We start from the raw sequence: 17491 nt of genomic DNA on the forward strand, positions 1-17491 counted from the left end.
GAATAATTCAAGTGAATTTGTTTGAAAGAAGAACTTTAAAAGCTTTATTTTCACCCGATAAAATACCCATAAAACAAGAGGAAGCTCAAATGAGCTTCCTCTTGTGAAAAATTGTGGGACAGCAGTGGGAGACATGCTCCTTTTTTTATTATTGAAAAAACTTAGCTTGAAGCAGCTACACCCGTACAATGTGGACTTTGGCTTGCATCTTTTTGCTCATTGGTTAAGACAATACCTGTACCTGCAGACATTTTAGCTTGAATAAATTCGACCGCTTGCGCATTTCTACAGATAATTGCCTGTGTATGACTTGCATTTGGCACAATGTCTAATTGATAACCTTCAGCATAATTTGCCTCTGGGAAATACTTCGTCGCTTGCGTTTTCATATTTGCAAATAGCGCTTGCGTAACCACAGGAATAACGGCCTTATCATTTGCACCTTGAATAATATAAACAGGTGCTTTAATCACTTTATCAGCGCTTGCATTTGTCGCTGGTTGATTATCATTTAAAAATTTCTGAACAACAGGATCGGTATCGATTTTATTCAAATCAATTCCATACTGTGAAACCGTATGCGTTGGATCCTTTAAGAATTCAATCACAGCTGCTTTAAACTGTTCTTGCAAACCATTTGCGCCATTTGGATCAGAATAACTTAAACATGCACCGTCATCCCCTGTACGTCCATAGGCTTTTTCTGCAATAACACCAGCATCAGCAGTAAAGATATTTTTTAAATCATAATTTGGCTCATAGGCTTTAATACCCGAACTGGTCAATGCAGCATATGCCAAAAGCTCAGCATAGCCATCTGCAAGTTGCCCCATTAACGCATCCGCTTGCTGTGCATTGATTATGTTATTTGCAAGCGCGTAACGAATTTGAAGCAATTGTTCATCTAAGATATTGACGCCCTTACTCACGCCGTTGTCATCCAGATTTAAAGCAGGATCAAGATAGATCTTAATAATCGTCCCCAAACTCGATGCAGGTGCGGCTGCCACTGCCCCTTTATAGTTTGCATCCGTATTTGCAAATTCCGCCGTCCCTAAGGATGCATGACCACCTTGCGATTGACCGATCGACATCCACTGACCATTGAGTTGCTTACCATAATGTTCTTTTGCCGCTTTAACCGCAGTAAGTGCCGAATTTGCCGCACTCGATAAATTGAGGTATGGATGCACCCCCTTCGTACCTAAACCTTCATAGTCTGGTGCCACAATTACATAACCTGCCGCCATAAGCGTATTAGCTAGAATTTTAAAACGTGGATGAATTAGATTTTTACTTGGCGCACATTCATCTCCAGCCCCGACTGTTCCATGCTCCCATACCACAACACGATACCCATCTTTAGGTTGTGTAGCTTTTGGAAATAATACTAAGGCTGTTGCTGTTGCTGCTTTCCCCTGCACATTGGTCATGTTATACGTCATGACTTTAATGGACGATGTATTGTCTACAGTATCTAAAGCATAATTTGCTTCAGACACAAATGTTGATTTTTGATTCGAAGATGATGAGTCATTATCATCGTCATTACACGCGGTTAAAGACAGCATAGAAACTGCAACTGTCAGAGCTAATGCTATTTTTGAACGTTTCATAAAATATCCTTTTTAATCATTATTCTTTAAGCATGAAACTACATGCCTTTTTATTAATGCATAAAAAAAAGCACCCAAATAGGATGCTTTAGCTCATTTTAAACAGTTTCAGATCAATGACATTAAAGCGTCAGTGCCATGAAAATTCCAATAAAAATCATAAGCCCTACCCAACGGTTATGGCGAAACGCCCAAAAACATAACTGAGGATCACGGCCTTTGGTTTTAGTCCACTGGTAAATAAAATCGGCAGCCACAGCCAACATTGCAACTAAACCAAATGGCATCAAGAGATCTTCTAAATACAACGCAGAACCAATCAGTACAATGCTTAGCGCCTGTAATAAAGAAATGATTTCTATATCATATTTACCAAATAAAATCGCAGTTGATTTCACACCAATTTTCAAATCATATTCACGGTCAGTAATGGCATATTGTGTGTCATATGCAACGGTCCACGCCAAATTACCAAAGTACAATAACCAGCAAGTCAAATCAGGTGTTTGCCCCACAGCGGTATAAGCCATAGGAATCGACCATGAAAATGCCGCGCCTAAAAATACTTGTGGCAGATGCGTGTAGCGTTTCATAAAGGGATAAATGAACGCTAAAAACAATGCACCAAAGGACCAATAAAAAGTTTCTATCGGTAAAAAGAACAACATACATGCGCTAGCAAGCACCAAGATCAAGAACACATATATGGCTTCTTTAGCACTAATCACTCCAGTGGCTAAAGGACGATGTTTGGTTCTTTCCACAGCACCATCGACTTTACGGTCAGCAAAGTCATTAATCGCACAACCTGCTGCACGCATAAATATCGTGCCCAAAATCATGGGAATCAAAATACTGAATTGCGGTGTTCCTTGATTGGCAATCCACAGTGCCCACATGGTTGGCCAAAAAACCAGTTCCGTGCCAATTGGCTTATCGAAGCGACATAAATAGTAATAAGCTTCTAAACGCTGCTGCCAAGTAATCTGTTGCACCACGGCCATGATTGTCCTTCATCTGGTAATGTTATTTCTGCAAATATTGTTCAAAACTCGCTAAAAAAGTTTCCTGAACAATAAATTTACAACCATGCCAAGTATAACAGCTCTGACGTGTCCAACCATCGTCTAGCCACAATACACGCCGCTCGCACTTCGGATTGGTACGCTGAAATAAAAAATGTCCGATCGGTTTTTTACCAATATGCTGAAAAATCCGCGCACGGCCTTGTATACTGAGGATTGGAAATATACTTTTTGCCTTGACCCACGGCTCAGCTTCACAGCCATATAAATAACTTTCACGTACCCAAGCTGTGTGCTGTATTGGCATTTGTAGCCACCGTGCATCTTGAAGCGTCATGCGTTGAAATTGCTCAATACTCGGCTCAACTTTAAATACACCTTGGGCAAAATCTGTTAATTGTTGGGTTAATGAACCCGAAGCATACAACCATGTTCTTAATTCAGGAGACATTCTTTTATCCCGCATTTCGCATGCTTGACGCTGCATATTTCATTTCCCTTATAACCATTTGCTGAGTATAGCGAATCATTAGTGTAACCAACTCAACATCGTTTTTCATGACCCATAGCTTGTTTTCAGTAAAATGAACAAAACCAAAACTGCTTAAGTACTTCATTACATTTGCAATCAACACAAACCTCACTTACACAGTATGATGTCGTGGATAACCACTAAATTACACAAGCATAATGTTTCCATTTTACCCGCTACATGTTTTTATTTTTTTCGTTTTACTTTGTGCCAATATCACGGTTTAAGCAAAATCTATTGCGCTCAGTTTTGATGATGGATTAAATCCAGTGTTTAACGCACAAGCAGAACAAATCAATGCCCAAATTTTAAAACATCTGCATGATCAACAAATCAAAACTATTGTCTTCCCTAGCCTGATTAAAATTGGCGATTATCAAGGTAAACAACTGATTCAAGCGTGGGGACAATCTGGCCATCTGATTGGCAATCATAGTGCACTACACCAAAATCTGAATAAAGAAAATGTTACATTAAAAGATTATCTGCACAGCATTGAACATGCGGATACAGTGTTAAAAACGCTGCCGAATTACACACGTATCTATCGTTATCCATTTTTAAAAGAAGGTAATAGCGCTGAAAAACGTGATGCTGTCTATCAGTGGTTAGAGCAGCATCAATACCGCATTGGCGGTGTGAGTATTGATGCCAGTGACTGGTTTTATAACCGAAAATATCTCGACAATGCCAAACAGCAAGATCAGGACAAATTAGACCGACTAAAACAAGCTTATATTGCTCACCTGCTTCACCGAGCAGATTATTATGACCAACTTGCACAGCTCACCATAAATCGTTCGCCACAACATGTTTTACTTTTACATGTAAATGCCATTAATGCTGCATTTTTAAAGGATGTCATTACCGCATTTCAGCAACATGGCTGGACTTTTATTTCAGCAGCAAACGCCCTACAAGACCCCTTATATGCGCAGCGCAGTCAAAACATTCCTGCGGGTGAAAGTGTGATTTGGTCGATTGCCAAAACTCAAGGAATTACACAGCTGCGCTACCCCGCCGAAGATGCGCCTTATGAAGGCGACAATTTAAAACAGCATGGTTTGCAATGACGGTTAGCAAATCACTTAAAGCTCAATAAAAAATGACCTGCAACGTTGTAGGTCATTTTTTCAGTTCAATTTTTTAGTGTTGAATTAAAAGTTATCTGTCTTGGCAATAGCTTCAAACTTGCCTTGCGGCGTTTTTATTAAAACCAACCCTTCGGTTGTAATATAAAAACTTTCAGGGTAATGAAACTCCAATGCCAGCTCTGGGTTTTTCAGCTCGATAAATTGAGCCTGCTTATAACCTTCAACGGTCCGCCCCACTTCCAAATAAGTCACTTCTGAGAAGTTAAGTTTAAATCCCTTTGCCTGATCTGCTGGATCAATCCAAGGGAAAAAACCGGTATGTTTTTTACGTGGTTTTGCCATGTTTAGATATTCATTCAACTCTTTGCCTTATCTTAATCCATCCCATAAAAAAACCCGCACAAGGCGGGTCTTTTTACAGTGAAATTCTGTACAGAATTACAAGCTGTAGTACATGTCGAATTCAACTGGGTGAGTAGTCGTGTTAAGACGACGAACTTCTTCAGTTTTAAGTTCGATGTAGGCATCAAGCATTTCTTTAGTGAACACGCCACCTTTAAGAAGGTAATCATGGTCAGCTGCAAGAGCTTCAAGCGCCATATCTAAGCTATGAGCCACTGTAGGGATTTTAGCTTCTTCTTCAGGAGGAAGGTCGTACAAGTTCTTGTCAGCAGCTTCACCTGGGTGGATCTTGTTTTGAATACCGTCAAGACCAGCCATAAGAAGCGCAGCGAAACCTAAGTACGGGTTCATCATTGGATCTGGGAAACGTGCTTCGATACGTTTGCCTTTAGGGCTAGAAACGTAAGGAATACGGATAGAAGCTGAACGGTTACGTGCTGAGTAAGCAAGCATAATCGGTGCTTCGAAATGTGGAACTAAACGTTTGTACGAGTTAGTTGATGGGTTTGTGATTGCGTTCAATGAACGAGCGTGTTTGATCACACCACCAATGAAGTACAACGCCATTTCTGAAAGACCAGCGTATTCATCACCAGCAAACAAGTTCTTGCCATCTTTAGAGATCGACATGTGAACGTGCATACCTGAACCGTTATCACCAACCATTGGTTTAGGCATAAACGTAGCAGTTTTAGCATATTGGTGAGCAACGTTCCAAACAGCATATTTGAACTGTTGTACTTCGTCCGCTTTACGAACCATAGTGTTGAAGCTTACACCGATTTCAAGCTGGCAAGATGCAACTTCGTGGTGATGTACTTCTACACGACCTGGGCCCATGATGTCTTCAATTTTTGCACACATATCTGCACGCATATCTTGTGAAGAATCTACAGGAGGAACTGGGAAGTAACCACCTTTCACACGTGGACGGTGACCAGAGTTACCCGCTTCGTAATCTTTACCAGTAGACCAAGCAGCTTCTTCAGCGATTAATGTGTGACGCGCGCCAGACATATCGATGTCCCATTTTACTTCGTCAAAAACGAAGAATTCTGGTTCTGGACCAAAGAAAGCAGTATCACCAATACCAGTTGATTTTAGGTATTCTTCCGCACGGCGAGCAATAGAGCGTGGGTCACGTTCATAACCTTGACCAGTTGAAGGTTCGATAACGTCACAAGTCACAACAACTGTAGCTTCTGCAAAGAACGGGTCGATAAAACCAGTTTCTGCATCTGGACGTAAGATCATGTCAGATGCTTCAATGCCTTTCCAACCAGCAATTGAAGAACCATCAAACATTTTGCCATCTTCAAACGTATCTTCGTCGATTGAATCTGCTGGGTAAGTTACGTGTTGTTCTTTACCCTTAGTATCAGTAAAGCGAAAATCGACCCATTTTGCGCCACTTTCTTGGATGAGTTGAAGGACCTTGTTCGCCATGCTCATTTTGCTCCGATGATTTTTTTGTGCACACTGAAGTGCGTGTTAGTAGTTGGTAGTTATTAAGCAATTACCGTACCAACTTTTAAAAGCTAAGCTAAAATACTGAATTCCTTATCAGAATAGAAGATTTTAGCTCCTTGCTTTTCGACTATTATACTGTGTGTAACAGTAAATGCACCATATTCAGCCACTCTTCATCACTTTTGTTTAAAAACTTCTCGCAGGTGTATCAAAATAGTGCAACTTGGTTTTGCACCAGTATGCACCAAAATGATTAATCGCTTTCAACGATAAAATTATTAGGATTTTATTCAAGCTTTAAGGTCGAATTTAAATACGATAGAAACTAATGGTTTAGCTAGTTCTAGATGGAAAAATACCAGCGTGATAACTATATTCATGATCGATATTTAGGTTTTTTGAGCCCTTAAAGCACTCTTTTTTTGAAGTAGATTTAACCATTTTGTTTTAATTTTGATCAATCTACCTTTGCATTAATTGTGCTCCATTTTGGTGATTTTGCTTCAAAACGGTTCATATTTTTCCAGCTAGAGCCTGAATTGCAATTTTTAACGACAGTAAGCAGATCTTTTTAAAATATCAATTGAACACATTTTAAACACTTAAATTCAGCCTATTGCTTTGTTCAACTTAAATCCTAAATTTATAAGTCGATAATTTGCTGAAATGATTTCAGTTGCGATGAACTTTGGCGAAATTGTTCAGCAGAAATTGAATAATATTTGCTATGATTGGCTGCATTCTAAATATTTCACTATTTTTCTATTTAAAATATCCACACGATATTTGGGTCAATATACAACTATTTAGAATCATTTCGGACTATTCTAAGCACAGTTAAGTGCATAAATTTCAAAGGTTAATACGCTCATGCTTTTGATGATCGACAATTATGACTCTTTTACCTACAACATCGTCCAATATTTTGGCGAGTTAAATCAGGAAGTAAAAGTTGTACGTAACGATGCCGTGACATTGGAAGATATCGAGCGATGGCAACCGAAGTATTTAGTCATTGGTCCTGGCCCTTGTTCGCCAAGTGAAGCAGGTATTTCAATTCCTGCGATTCAACACTTTGCGGGAAAAATTCCTTTACTCGGTGTGTGTTTAGGCCACCAAGCCATAGGACAAGCTTTTGGCGGCGATATTATTCGCGCTAAAAAAGTGATGCACGGTCGTTTATCTGACATGTATCACAGCGATCAAGGCATTTTCAGCAACCTCCCTTCGCCATTTTCAGCAACGCGTTATCACTCTTTGGTGATTGATCAAGCGACTTTGCCTGAATGTTTAGAAGTGACCTGCTGGACCAATGAAGAAGATGGCACGATGGAAGAAATCATGGGCGTAAAACATAAGACATTGCCTGTCGAAGGCGTGCAGTTTCACCCTGAATCAATTCTTAGTGAACATGGCCATCAAATCTTTAAAAACTTCTTAGAAATTTACGCTTAATCGAGTGCAAAAAATATTATGAATATTCAACAAGCTTTAAATAACATCACTAAAAATATTGAACTCACTCAACCTCAAATGGAAGAAGTGATGCGTACCATCATGCAAGGTGAAGCGACCGATGCGCAAATTGGCGCACTCATGATGGGCTTACGCCAAAAAGGTGAAAGTATTGATGAAATCACTGCCGCAGCACGTGTAATGCGTGAGTTTGCGATCAAAATCGATGTCAGTGATCTGCCACATTTGGTGGATATCGTTGGTACAGGTGGTGATGGTCAAAACTTATTTAACGTCTCTACTGCGTCTAGTTTTGTCATTGCAGCAGCAGGCGCAACCATTGCCAAACATGGCGGTCGTGGTGTTTCATCAAAATCAGGCTCTTCTGATCTTTTAGAACAGGCAGGAATTAACCTTGACCTGAACATGCAGCAAACTGAACGCTGTATTCGTGAAATGGGCGTGGGTTTCCTCTTTGCACCTAATCATCATAAAGCCATGAAATATGCTGCTGGTCCACGTAAAGAATTGGGCTTCCGTAGTATTTTCAACCTACTTGGCCCGCTTACAAATCCGGCCGGCGTAAAACGTTTTGTGATTGGTGTTTTCTCAACAGAATTATGTCGTCCTATGGCTGAAGTTTTAAAACAGCTTGGTGCAGAACATGTCTTGGTGGTGCATTCAAAAGACGGTTTAGATGAAATTAGCCTTGCATCAAGTACTTATGTTGCTGAACTCAAAGATGGCGAAGTCACTGAATGGGAAATTCAACCTGAAGCTGTAGATATCGAGTCGCAAACCTTAACAGGTCTATCTGTAGATAGTGCTGCGGAAAGTCTAAAATTAATTAAAGATGCTTTAGGTAAAAATAAATCTGCACTCGGTGATAAAGCCGCGAATATGATTGCCCTAAATGCAGGTGCCGGTATCTATGTTTCAGGCTTAACCAATAGCTATAAACAAGGTGTTGCATTAGCACATGACATTATCTATGGCGGTCAAGCACTAGAGAAAATGGGCATTTTGTCTGAATTTACGAAAACTTTAAAAGAATACGAAGCTTAAGATTAGGACTCAAATCATGGTAGATATCGCCAATACAATTTTAGGTAAAATTGTTGACCGTAAAAAAGAAGAATTTGCAGCCCGTCTTAAACAACGTAGCTATAAAGATGTCGAAGAGCTAGCTCAAGCAGCTACACCCGTTCGAGGTTTTGCACAAAACCTCGGCTCTAAACGTCCGGGGGTGATTGCTGAAATTAAAAAGGCATCACCATCGAAAGGCATCATTCGTGAAAACTTTAACCCTGCTGAAATTGCGCAGCAGTATCAAGATGCTGGTGCGGCATGTTTGTCTGTTCTCACCGATGTGGATTTTTTCCAAGGTGCCGATGAAAACATTCAGATTGCACGTAAGAACTGTGACTTACCTGCGCTGCGTAAAGATTTTTTAATTGATCCTTATGGCGTAATTGAAGCACGCGCTTTACATGCGGACTGTATTTTATTAATCGTGGCTTGTTTGTCTGATCAACAACTCGAAGAAATGTCGAAAACTGCTTTTGAGCACAATCTCGACGTGTTGGTTGAAGTACATGACGAAGAAGAACTTGAGCGTGCAATGCGTCTTTCTGACAACTGTCTACTAGGCGTCAATAATCGTAATTTAAAAACCTTTGATGTTGACCTCAACACATCATTACGTTTGAAAAAGTTACTCGAGCCTTCTCGCCTGCTGGTGACAGAAAGCGGTATTGCAACACCTGCTGATGTCGCGATGATGCAAGAACATGATATTCATGCCTTCTTGGTCGGTGAAAGTTTTATGAAGCAGCCACGTCCTGATCAGGCGTTTAAGGAGCTGTTTGGTGTGCCTGATAAAATATAAATGAAATATGTAGGGTGAGTTCGCTCACCCTTTTTCTCCTTTGCATCCATATTAAAAAATTACACATCCTTTTTATAATTTTTATTCAATTGAGAATTAAAAATAATAGATCTCTTTCATAAATCAAAAAACGATCTTCTTTTTGGTTAATATTTGCACTCCGGATTTCTTAGCATTCGTGCATAATCTGCGGATGAAATACATCGATTCAAACAAGCTTTCTGATCCTCAGTTCAAGCGATACACAGGCATCTCATGGTCAACTTTCTATTTGATGGTTGAGCAATTGAAGAAACATGTCCCTGCCAAAGGCAGACCGCCCAAGTTAAGCCTGGAAGACCAGGTTCTGCTCTGTCTAAGCTATTGGCGGGAATACCGAACCTTATTTCACGTTGCGACGAGCTACGGGGTTTCAGAGCCCACAGCCTCAAGAATTGTCCGTCATGTTGAAGACTGCCTGATTCGGTCCAATCTCTTTAATTTACCCAAAGATTTACCCGAGGGCGAAGGCATCGATTGGAATGTTGTGATCGTGGATGCCACAGAAATTCCAATCCAAAGGCCTAAAAAAACAGAAGAAAAGCTATAGCGGCAAGAAAAAGACCCACACTTTCAAAGTACAGGCCATCATTCATTATCAAACTCAAAAAATCCTGAGTTTATGTACGAGTCGTGGTGCCGTACATGATTTCGAACTCTTCAAACGTAACTTGAATCAGATTCCTGCAGGTGCATTTATCCTTGCGGATAAGGGTTATCAGGGAATTTATACAGTGTATCCAAATAGCTTGTTGCCATTAAAAGCAAAGAAGCGCTGTAAACTGGATTCCGAACTAAAAATCTATAATCAGGAAATCAATAAAAGAAGAATTGGAATTGAGCATGTATTTGGCAGTTTGAAAACCTTCAAAATTCTTGCTGAGCGATATCGCAATCGATGCAAAAGACTAGCATTAAGATTCAATCTAATTGCTGGAATTTATAACTTGGAGCTGAGTGAAAAATGACTTATGAAAGAAATCTAATGAAGTCGATTATTTCTTCAACTCTTCTATTCATTTCATTAATCTTGGTTTCAATACACCAGATAAGTTGGGCAAAAAATATAACTCTGTATACTGGCTCACCGTATCATATTGACCAAAATCATATCCTCTACTTTAATATTTCCACTATGCCCGAAGGCATCATTGCTGCGCAGATTGACCTAAATCAAATTTTTCCAAATATAAATACTAACGTGCTAAAGGGCAAAAATTATGTTTTCAATAAGAATCAAATTGAAATCATTAGTTATCAAGGCTTACCAATAGTCATTAATTTCTCAATCAATACTAAAAACAAGAATATTGAAAATTCAGCCTATTTTTCTATTTCTAAAGGACATAAAAATTCTTTATCAAAACCAATCAATATTAAATCTCACCCTTATTCCATGGAAAAATTAAATCATTTTGAACAGATTTTTTATAAAGATAATTCTCATTTATTGAAAAAGAATTTAGCTGATGAGCCATATTTAATAAACCTATTCATGTTCCATGCAGCAATAAATGATTTTGATGATATGAATGATTTTTTCCAAAATGCGATAAAGAACCTGACACAAAAAAATGATATTGATAATTATGAAAAAGCCAAAAATTTGTATCTTGAATATTTAAATTTAGGTGAAAACAATGAATTTTATGATACCACCTTAATTATGGCGGCAATCGAGCACACAGATATTTCTTTCATCAAAAAAATGAAGCTGAGAAAAATAAATGAACTTGTAGTAGATGAAGTTGAACCACAAACATATTATTTCACTAGATGCTCCCCATTAGGTAAAGCTATTCGCCTAAATCAATATCAGATAATTTCTTATTTACTTGAAAAAGGCGCTTCAACCGAAATCGTGTGTCTTTCTAAATTTAATGAAGAACAATCAGCATTAGCTCTTGCAGAACAATATAAAAATAAAAAAGTTATTAAATTAATTAATTCAACTTTGAAGCCCAAATAGGACTTGTAATGAATTAAGAGATCTTCTTGATATAAAGTCTTTCCAGTTCAAATCAGTGCCATTTAAGGCTATAATTGCTCTAAATTTTTGTATATTTCCCGTTTTTTCATTATGAGCAAACACGATTCTTCGCTTTCAAAAGATCAGTACAACCTACTGAAATCTTTTAAAAAGCAAATTACGAATCCACATTCCTCTACGATTGCTAAACAGCCTGAGCCAACGCCAAAGACTGTTGAACAAGAGCAGGAAGAAGACTTAGCGCTTTTCCAAAAGCAAATGCAAGGTGTTCAAAAAATGAATGCAGGAAATACTGCAAAAATGGAAAAAGTGGGTCGTAAAAAACCTGATGCGCAAACCTTGGCTAAACGTGCTGCTGCAATTGGTCCTATGGAAACAGATGATGCATTGCTTTCTGATACTCAAGCGATGCTCAACCCTGTTGCCAGTCAAGCGGCCTTAAGCTATCGCATTGCAACCTTACAACATAAAGTTTTTGAAGATTTAAAAGCCGGTAATCTACGTTGGTTCGAAGCAGTCGACTTACACGGTTGCACTGTAGAAGAAGCTCGTTCGGCTGTGCTGCAAATCATTCAAATGGCGAAAGATGACAATCAAAACGTCATTAAAATTGTGCATGGCAAAGGACCAGAAGCAATTTTAAAAACTTATGTAAATAGTTGGTTACGTCAACATCGTGATGTATTGGCATTTGTGAGCGCCCCAGAAAAACAAGGCGGTACAGGTGCTGTACTGGTTCTGCTTAAACGTGCAGAAAAGAACCCACAGTTTAAACAATAATCGGATTTAACTCCAAAAGAAGGCATTGTAATAGTTTTCTGCTACAATGCCGTCCTTGTTCAATCTCTCAGTGTAAGTGAACACGTCTTATGTCTATGCAGCAATCCTACGCAAATATCCTAACTGCCGTTGGTGAAGATCTGAATCGCCCAGGTCTTAAAGATACGCCTATGCGTGCTGCTAAAGCTTTTTCATATCTTACTTCTGGTTATAGCCAGACACTTGAAGAAGTGACCAACAATGCGGTTTTCCCATCCGATAACCGTGAAATGGTCTTAGTTAAGAATATTGAATTCTATTCTTTGTGTGAGCACCATTTATTGCCTTTTTATGGCCGTGTACATATTGCTTATCTCCCAGAAGGCAATGTTTTAGGTTTATCAAAATTCGCACGTATTACAGAAATGTTTGCCCGTCGCTTACAAATTCAGGAAAACCTTACTCAGCAGATTGCTGAAGCTGTGGCTGAAGTGACCGGCGCGCGTGGTGTTGCTGTGGTGATTGATTCAGCTCACATGTGTATGATGATGCGTGGTGTGGGTAAACAAGAGTCTACAACCCGTACCGTTTCTTTTGTCGGTGACTTTAAAACCAATAAAGAAGAACGCCGTGAATTCCTAAGTGCTGTACCTGAAAGCTATTAACAGAACATTCAGCGTTAGCACTCATAAAAAAGCTTCAAACTCTTGAGGCTTTTTTATTTGTGTTTTAATGTCCCAAATCATTTGCTTTGATAGCAAAGCACTATTTTCAGGATGAATCATGTCAGATGTATATATTGCTGGTCAGGGTTTAGCGCAAGCCGATCACAGCATAGATTACCCTCGCCCAGACCGTTTGGTTCAGGGCAATCCCAAACGTGAAACTGCAAGCATGTATGCACACCCCAATATGGACTGCGGGATTTGGCAATGTGAAGTTGGCGCATGGAATATTGTCTTTGCACCCAATAAACAAGAGTTTTTTACAATCCTTGAAGGATTAGTACGTATTCATGATCAACAAGGCGGGTATATTGAAGTTTCCGCTGGCCATGCGGGCATTATTCCCCCATCTTTTCAGGGCAAGTTTGAAGTTGTCGAAGCCGTCAAAAAATACTATGTAGTTGTCGAAGTTTAAATTACGGCACATCTCGCCATTAAACTTCTTTACCCATAAAAAAACTCCCACATAAGGGAGTTTTTTATTCTCAGAATGAATTAGATATACGACAAATGCTTTGTGACTTGAATACAGTTTCGACCATTATTTTTTGCTGCGTATAAGGCATGATCTGCGGCATCTAAAAAACGCTGATAGTCAGGATGACCATCATACTGTACACAACCAATACTTACGGTAAAACTAAATTGCTGACCTTGTGCCGTTCGGATCAAGCCCTTTTCAATATATTGGCGAATATTTTCTGCAATTTTCATCGCACGGTTTACACCAGTATCCACCAAGAGTAATAAGAACTCTTCCCCACCGATACGGAATGCATAATCGCTACCTTGACTATAACGCTGTAAAGCTTCGGCAATAAATTTGAGCGCAAGATCACCTGCCGCATGACCAAACTTATCATTGATCATTTTAAAATAATCCGCGTCAAAGGCGAGCAAAGACAACGGCGTTTCATTTTGCCGCGCAAAGGTAATTTCACGTGAAATAATAGTACTGAGATAGCGGCGGTTTAGGAGTTGAGTCAAAGAATCATTGCCAGACTCAATATATTCAGCCACCTGAAACAATTGATCGACTAGATGCTGAATTTCACGGTTCAATTCACGAATCTGTTGAATCAACTGTTGCAGCTGATCTTTTTCCGTCATCTGCATCGTTTGCTGGGTTAATTGATCCACTTCATAAATTCGGTCAATAATCAGTTGCACCTGATCTGAACCAGAAAAAGCATATGCCGCTTTATGAATGAACCATAGCCCAAACTCTGATTTTGAAAATAAGGGATGATAAAAACCAACATTGCCCGAAAAGATTTTAAACATCAGTTCATTTTCCCAGTCGAGCAATGAACCCCGTTGTTTATCTTTATGCACGGCCACATCTTGCATCGCTGAAAATAAGCGATAATTGTGTTTTGTTTCTTGGTTTTTTTCTGTATTGATCTCATAAGAGCGGCACATAATTTCTGTGCTGAACCCCATAATTTGCACAATATAACTGCACATATGGAGAATACTTTGCGTTTGGTTTAGCTCTAAAATTTCAAATATTTTACGTTCTATTTCACGCACACCACGTATGATGAACCATGACGGAATACCAACACGCGCGTGTACCATTCCAACTTTCTGCTGTCTTTTGACTGAGCTTTCAAATTCACCATTCAGTGCGACATTAAACGTTTCTAACAACCATTTTCTTAAAGTGTCGATGAGCCTTTTTTGAATGATATCGTCTTTAAAAAATTCAGCTGACTCTGGCTCACGTGACATTTGTTCATAAAAAACAGTTACTAAATGTTCAACATGTCTTTGGATAAATTGCAATGCTGCAAGATGTTCATTTTCAGTATATTGATCACAAATATTTTTCCAAGTCTGACTTAGACCTGTAATACATTCTTGATTCATTCGGTGACACAAACCACAGCTATTACAAAGCTAGCAATCATACCTTGCTTTACTTACATAAAAAAACAAATTTATTTGATATTTCACATTTTATCTATCTTAAAAATTAATAGAAAAATACATAACTCAATTTCAATTTATTCCAATCTTGATCATCTTGCTGCTGGTATTCATAGCCTAGTCTTAAAGCATTTTGTTGGTTGACGATATATTGTAATTCAGCATCGAGTTTCAGATTCCATTGATGTGTGTCTTCCCAATACGGAAGCTCTGCCTGAACCAAACTATTGAATTTTTCCGACCAAATATTTTGGCAACCCAATGTCGGCCCAAGGCCCACTCGCCATCCATCATCTAGTGACTTGCCGCCCTGCACCTGCATTTGAGACTGCACATAACACAAATGTGTGCGTTCCTGATTGGCCCAGCTATATCCAGATTGAGCTTTTAATTCAGCTACACCATGTTGTTTCGTTTCGCTAAATTGACCTGCATCTACTGACACTTGCTGCCAGCCAAAATTAAAACCCCAGCTTAGCGGTGTTTTAAATGGCGTGATCGGGTTGTAAGAATTGACCGATAAAAAATCAAAATGATTGAGTTTGAGTTGGTCGTCTCGATATTGGATCGAGCCATCCCAAAACATCAACTGCGTACCAATCCGAAAGCCACCTTGCGTATCGATCAAGTCATGATATGCCTGACGATGCCCGAGTTCGATATATTTTTCACCTTGAACTTCGCCTACTGCGGCTGAAAAATTTCGCGCATGATGTCCATTGACTGGATCTAGACTTGGCTGCTTAGGTTCAGTCCGTTGTTTGGGTTGTGAAGATTGGCTACGTAAGGCCAAGATTTGACGCAATTTAGGCTGCGTTTCTTCCGCACTCACCTTTCGACCAATCAGTAATAAATACAGATGGTCGTACGCCATTTCCAATATTTTCGCTTGCTCTGCTTCGTTAAACTGAGCGAGTGCTGTCGACATGTTCGCAGGTTCAATTTCAGCGAGCTTATGCGCTTCACGTGCTAAACGATATCCATGTTGCTGGGCTTGTGATAAAAGCTGCGTTTCTAATGCAGGACGATAAACCGCTGCTTGAATCAGTTGCTCATCATTAATTGCTTTAATCGTCTCAACGGGAATCGAAGCGACTTTAAATTTCTGGGTTAAATTCAGTGTCGGGCGAACCAAATCCATTAGGCCCAATAATCGATATGCACAGTTATCACTGGCGAAATAATAGGGAAAACTTACATTTTGCATTTCCCAAATATGTTTAACCAAATAACTGGTTTCTTGCTCGGTCAGTGCTAGCTCATATTCCCACAAATCACGACTTTCAAAATCACCATATTCTTTCACTTTACGGTAGTACGGCATCAAGGAATATTCACCAGGATATTGCCCTGTTAAGCCTTTCCATGCATAAGACCAGTTATCTTCACCTGCAACTGTCGCTGCATAGTTAATGGCATAGGACACCAAATTTAGTTCTTTCTGATCTTTCGGATCGAGACGCAATAAGGTATGTCCAAACATAGAACTTGGATTACCCATAAAGTCTGTGGCGTAGATTAATGTCGCTTTATACGGCTTAATTTTTCCAAACCATTCATCAAACTCAGGGCAACTTACCACAGGTAACTGCTCCGAACGGATGGCTAACTCTTGCATCAGCCACTGACTACGCGCAGGGAAACGACAACGAAAGGCTTGATTAGGTTCGGCGGTTTTAAACAGTGCCGCGACATCTGCCTCTAATTCAGCTTGAGCACTTTGACGGCCATTTTCAGCTAAAAAATAACCTGTATAGGCAACTTCACTTTGTCCTTTATGATCTGTATATAAAAGTCGCTGCCAACTGATGTGTTCAGACAGTTTTTTTGATTGTGCAAGTTCAATATATCGTTGTACCTCAGCGGTTTTAGAGAGGTTTGGATCTACAACTTGCTGAGCATATAAGATACTCGGAATCATAAAGGTACAAAATAAAGCAATTGATTTCATTCAGTTATATTCATATCCATTTTTATATATTTTAGATAATAAAAAACCCTGCCGAAAGACAGGGTTTTAAAAGCATCAATTAAACGTATGCTTTAAGTACTTCGTCTTTCGCCATTACGCTTTGTAATGAAGCAAGTACTTGTAGAGAAGACTGGTTTTCAGCTGAATAGATTTCAGCAAAATTTGCTTTAGACACAGCAAAGAAACGTGCTTTATCTGTCGATTGAATGTTTAAAAGCTCAGCCAAAACATTCAGGCTCTCACCTTGACCAACCGCCATATCACGAGCAAGTGATTCAGCATTTTCATTGGTAAATGTTACTGCTTGAGCAGTCACTGTACCTGTACCGCTACAACCTAAAGTACCAAAGGTGATACCAAGTAACTGGTTAGTAAAAATACCGTTGGTAGTCGCAGCTAAAATTTTAGGAATTTTACCTGATTGACCAGCCCAAACTTGAGAACCAACACCACAACCTACGTCACGGTCAGCAAAAGCAGCTGTAGAACCTAGTGCAACGACTGCAACTAAAGCTAATTTTTTTAACATAGCACTTCTCCAGGGAATTTTATTCCATTGTTTTTAATTATTAAAACATGTGTAATTTTGATT

General features: G+C 39.3%; 18 protein-coding genes. 10 read left to right on the top strand and 8 right to left on the bottom strand.

Annotated features, from left to right (window positions below):
* Nucleotides 1–161: 161 nt before the first annotated feature.
* From FTT72_RS00005 to FTT72_RS00015, 3 genes are all read right to left on the bottom strand, one after another.
* The gene (locus FTT72_RS00005; protein WP_180177643.1) at nucleotides 162–1616 is read right to left on the bottom strand and encodes a S9 family peptidase; all 1455 of its coding nucleotides are present in this window, start codon (nucleotides 1614–1616) and stop codon (nucleotides 162–164) included.
* A 122-nt stretch (nucleotides 1617–1738) separates the two neighbouring features.
* On the bottom strand, nucleotides 1739–2620 hold the full coding sequence (gene ubiA / locus FTT72_RS00010) for a 4-hydroxybenzoate octaprenyltransferase (RefSeq protein WP_180004818.1): 882 nt from the start codon (nucleotides 2618–2620) through the stop codon (nucleotides 1739–1741).
* A 22-nt stretch (nucleotides 2621–2642) separates the two neighbouring features.
* On the bottom strand, nucleotides 2643–3128 hold the full coding sequence (locus FTT72_RS00015) for a chorismate lyase (protein ID WP_111884531.1): 486 nt from the start codon (nucleotides 3126–3128) through the stop codon (nucleotides 2643–2645).
* A gap of 281 nt (nucleotides 3129–3409) precedes the next feature.
* On the opposite strand from FTT72_RS00015, the gene FTT72_RS00020 reads away from it, so the two are divergent.
* The gene (locus FTT72_RS00020) at nucleotides 3410–4246 is read left to right on the top strand and encodes a polysaccharide deacetylase family protein (RefSeq protein ID WP_180177727.1); all 837 of its coding nucleotides are present in this window, start codon (nucleotides 3410–3412) and stop codon (nucleotides 4244–4246) included.
* Between the two features lie 84 nt (nucleotides 4247–4330).
* On the opposite strand, the gene FTT72_RS00025 is transcribed toward FTT72_RS00020, so the two are convergent.
* Both FTT72_RS00025 and glnA read right to left on the bottom strand, forming a co-directional pair.
* Nucleotides 4331–4609, bottom strand: a complete 279-nt coding sequence (locus FTT72_RS00025; RefSeq protein WP_168379164.1) for a hypothetical protein — start codon at nucleotides 4607–4609, stop codon at nucleotides 4331–4333.
* Nucleotides 4610–4705: 96 nt separating this feature from the next.
* Nucleotides 4706–6121 (bottom strand): type I glutamate--ammonia ligase, encoded by a 1416-nt coding sequence (gene glnA / locus FTT72_RS00030; protein ID WP_171262625.1) that lies wholly within the window; start codon nucleotides 6119–6121, stop codon nucleotides 4706–4708.
* Nucleotides 6122–7009: 888 nt separating this feature from the next.
* Between glnA and FTT72_RS00035 the strand changes: the two genes are divergently transcribed.
* From FTT72_RS00035 to FTT72_RS00075, 9 genes are all read left to right on the top strand, one after another.
* Nucleotides 7010–7594 (top strand): aminodeoxychorismate/anthranilate synthase component II, encoded by a 585-nt coding sequence (locus FTT72_RS00035; RefSeq protein ID WP_078190263.1) that lies wholly within the window; start codon nucleotides 7010–7012, stop codon nucleotides 7592–7594.
* Between the two features lie 18 nt (nucleotides 7595–7612).
* A complete protein-coding gene (gene trpD / locus FTT72_RS00040; RefSeq protein WP_078191968.1) occupies nucleotides 7613–8659 on the top strand; it encodes an anthranilate phosphoribosyltransferase in 1047 nt (348 codons plus the stop codon).
* Nucleotides 8660–8675: 16 nt separating this feature from the next.
* Nucleotides 8676–9482 (top strand): indole-3-glycerol phosphate synthase TrpC, encoded by an 807-nt coding sequence (gene trpC / locus FTT72_RS00045; protein WP_180026398.1) that lies wholly within the window; start codon nucleotides 8676–8678, stop codon nucleotides 9480–9482.
* 193 nt (nucleotides 9483–9675) lie between these two features.
* Nucleotides 9676–10071, top strand: a complete 396-nt coding sequence (locus tag FTT72_RS00050) for a transposase family protein (RefSeq protein ID WP_071851480.1) — start codon at nucleotides 9676–9678, stop codon at nucleotides 10069–10071.
* Nucleotides 10019–10489: a transposase family protein gene (locus FTT72_RS00055; protein WP_180177644.1), complete on the top strand. Its 471-nt coding sequence runs from the start codon at nucleotides 10019–10021 to the stop codon at nucleotides 10487–10489. Before FTT72_RS00050 ends, FTT72_RS00055 begins: the two co-directional genes overlap by 53 nt.
* A 17-nt stretch (nucleotides 10490–10506) precedes the next feature.
* The gene (locus tag FTT72_RS00060) at nucleotides 10507–11490 is read left to right on the top strand and encodes a hypothetical protein (protein ID WP_180177645.1); all 984 of its coding nucleotides are present in this window, start codon (nucleotides 10507–10509) and stop codon (nucleotides 11488–11490) included.
* 111 nt (nucleotides 11491–11601) lie between these two features.
* Nucleotides 11602–12291 (top strand): Smr/MutS family protein, encoded by a 690-nt coding sequence (locus FTT72_RS00065; protein WP_180007661.1) that lies wholly within the window; start codon nucleotides 11602–11604, stop codon nucleotides 12289–12291.
* Between the two features lie 95 nt (nucleotides 12292–12386).
* Complete coding sequence (gene folE / locus FTT72_RS00070; protein ID WP_171262632.1) at nucleotides 12387–12935, top strand: GTP cyclohydrolase I FolE; 549 nt, start codon at nucleotides 12387–12389, stop codon at nucleotides 12933–12935.
* 118 nt (nucleotides 12936–13053) lie between these two features.
* On the top strand, nucleotides 13054–13410 hold the full coding sequence (locus FTT72_RS00075) for a cupin domain-containing protein (RefSeq protein WP_180177646.1): 357 nt from the start codon (nucleotides 13054–13056) through the stop codon (nucleotides 13408–13410).
* A gap of 80 nt (nucleotides 13411–13490) precedes the next feature.
* Here the strand turns inward: FTT72_RS00075 and FTT72_RS00080 are convergent, their stop codons facing one another.
* From FTT72_RS00080 to FTT72_RS00090, 3 genes are all read right to left on the bottom strand, one after another.
* On the bottom strand, nucleotides 13491–14867 hold the full coding sequence (locus FTT72_RS00080; RefSeq protein ID WP_180007659.1) for a diguanylate cyclase: 1377 nt from the start codon (nucleotides 14865–14867) through the stop codon (nucleotides 13491–13493).
* Nucleotides 14868–14973: 106 nt separating this feature from the next.
* Nucleotides 14974–16848: a DUF4105 domain-containing protein gene (locus FTT72_RS00085; protein ID WP_373686876.1), complete on the bottom strand. Its 1875-nt coding sequence runs from the start codon at nucleotides 16846–16848 to the stop codon at nucleotides 14974–14976.
* 109 nt (nucleotides 16849–16957) lie between these two features.
* Nucleotides 16958–17428: a DUF3015 family protein gene (locus FTT72_RS00090; protein WP_078190276.1), complete on the bottom strand. Its 471-nt coding sequence runs from the start codon at nucleotides 17426–17428 to the stop codon at nucleotides 16958–16960.
* Between the last annotated feature and the right edge of the window lie 63 nt (nucleotides 17429–17491).

Source organism: Acinetobacter sp. YH01005 (genome assembly GCF_013420465.1).
Classification (GTDB): Bacteria; Pseudomonadota; Gammaproteobacteria; order Pseudomonadales; family Moraxellaceae; genus Acinetobacter; species Acinetobacter amyesii.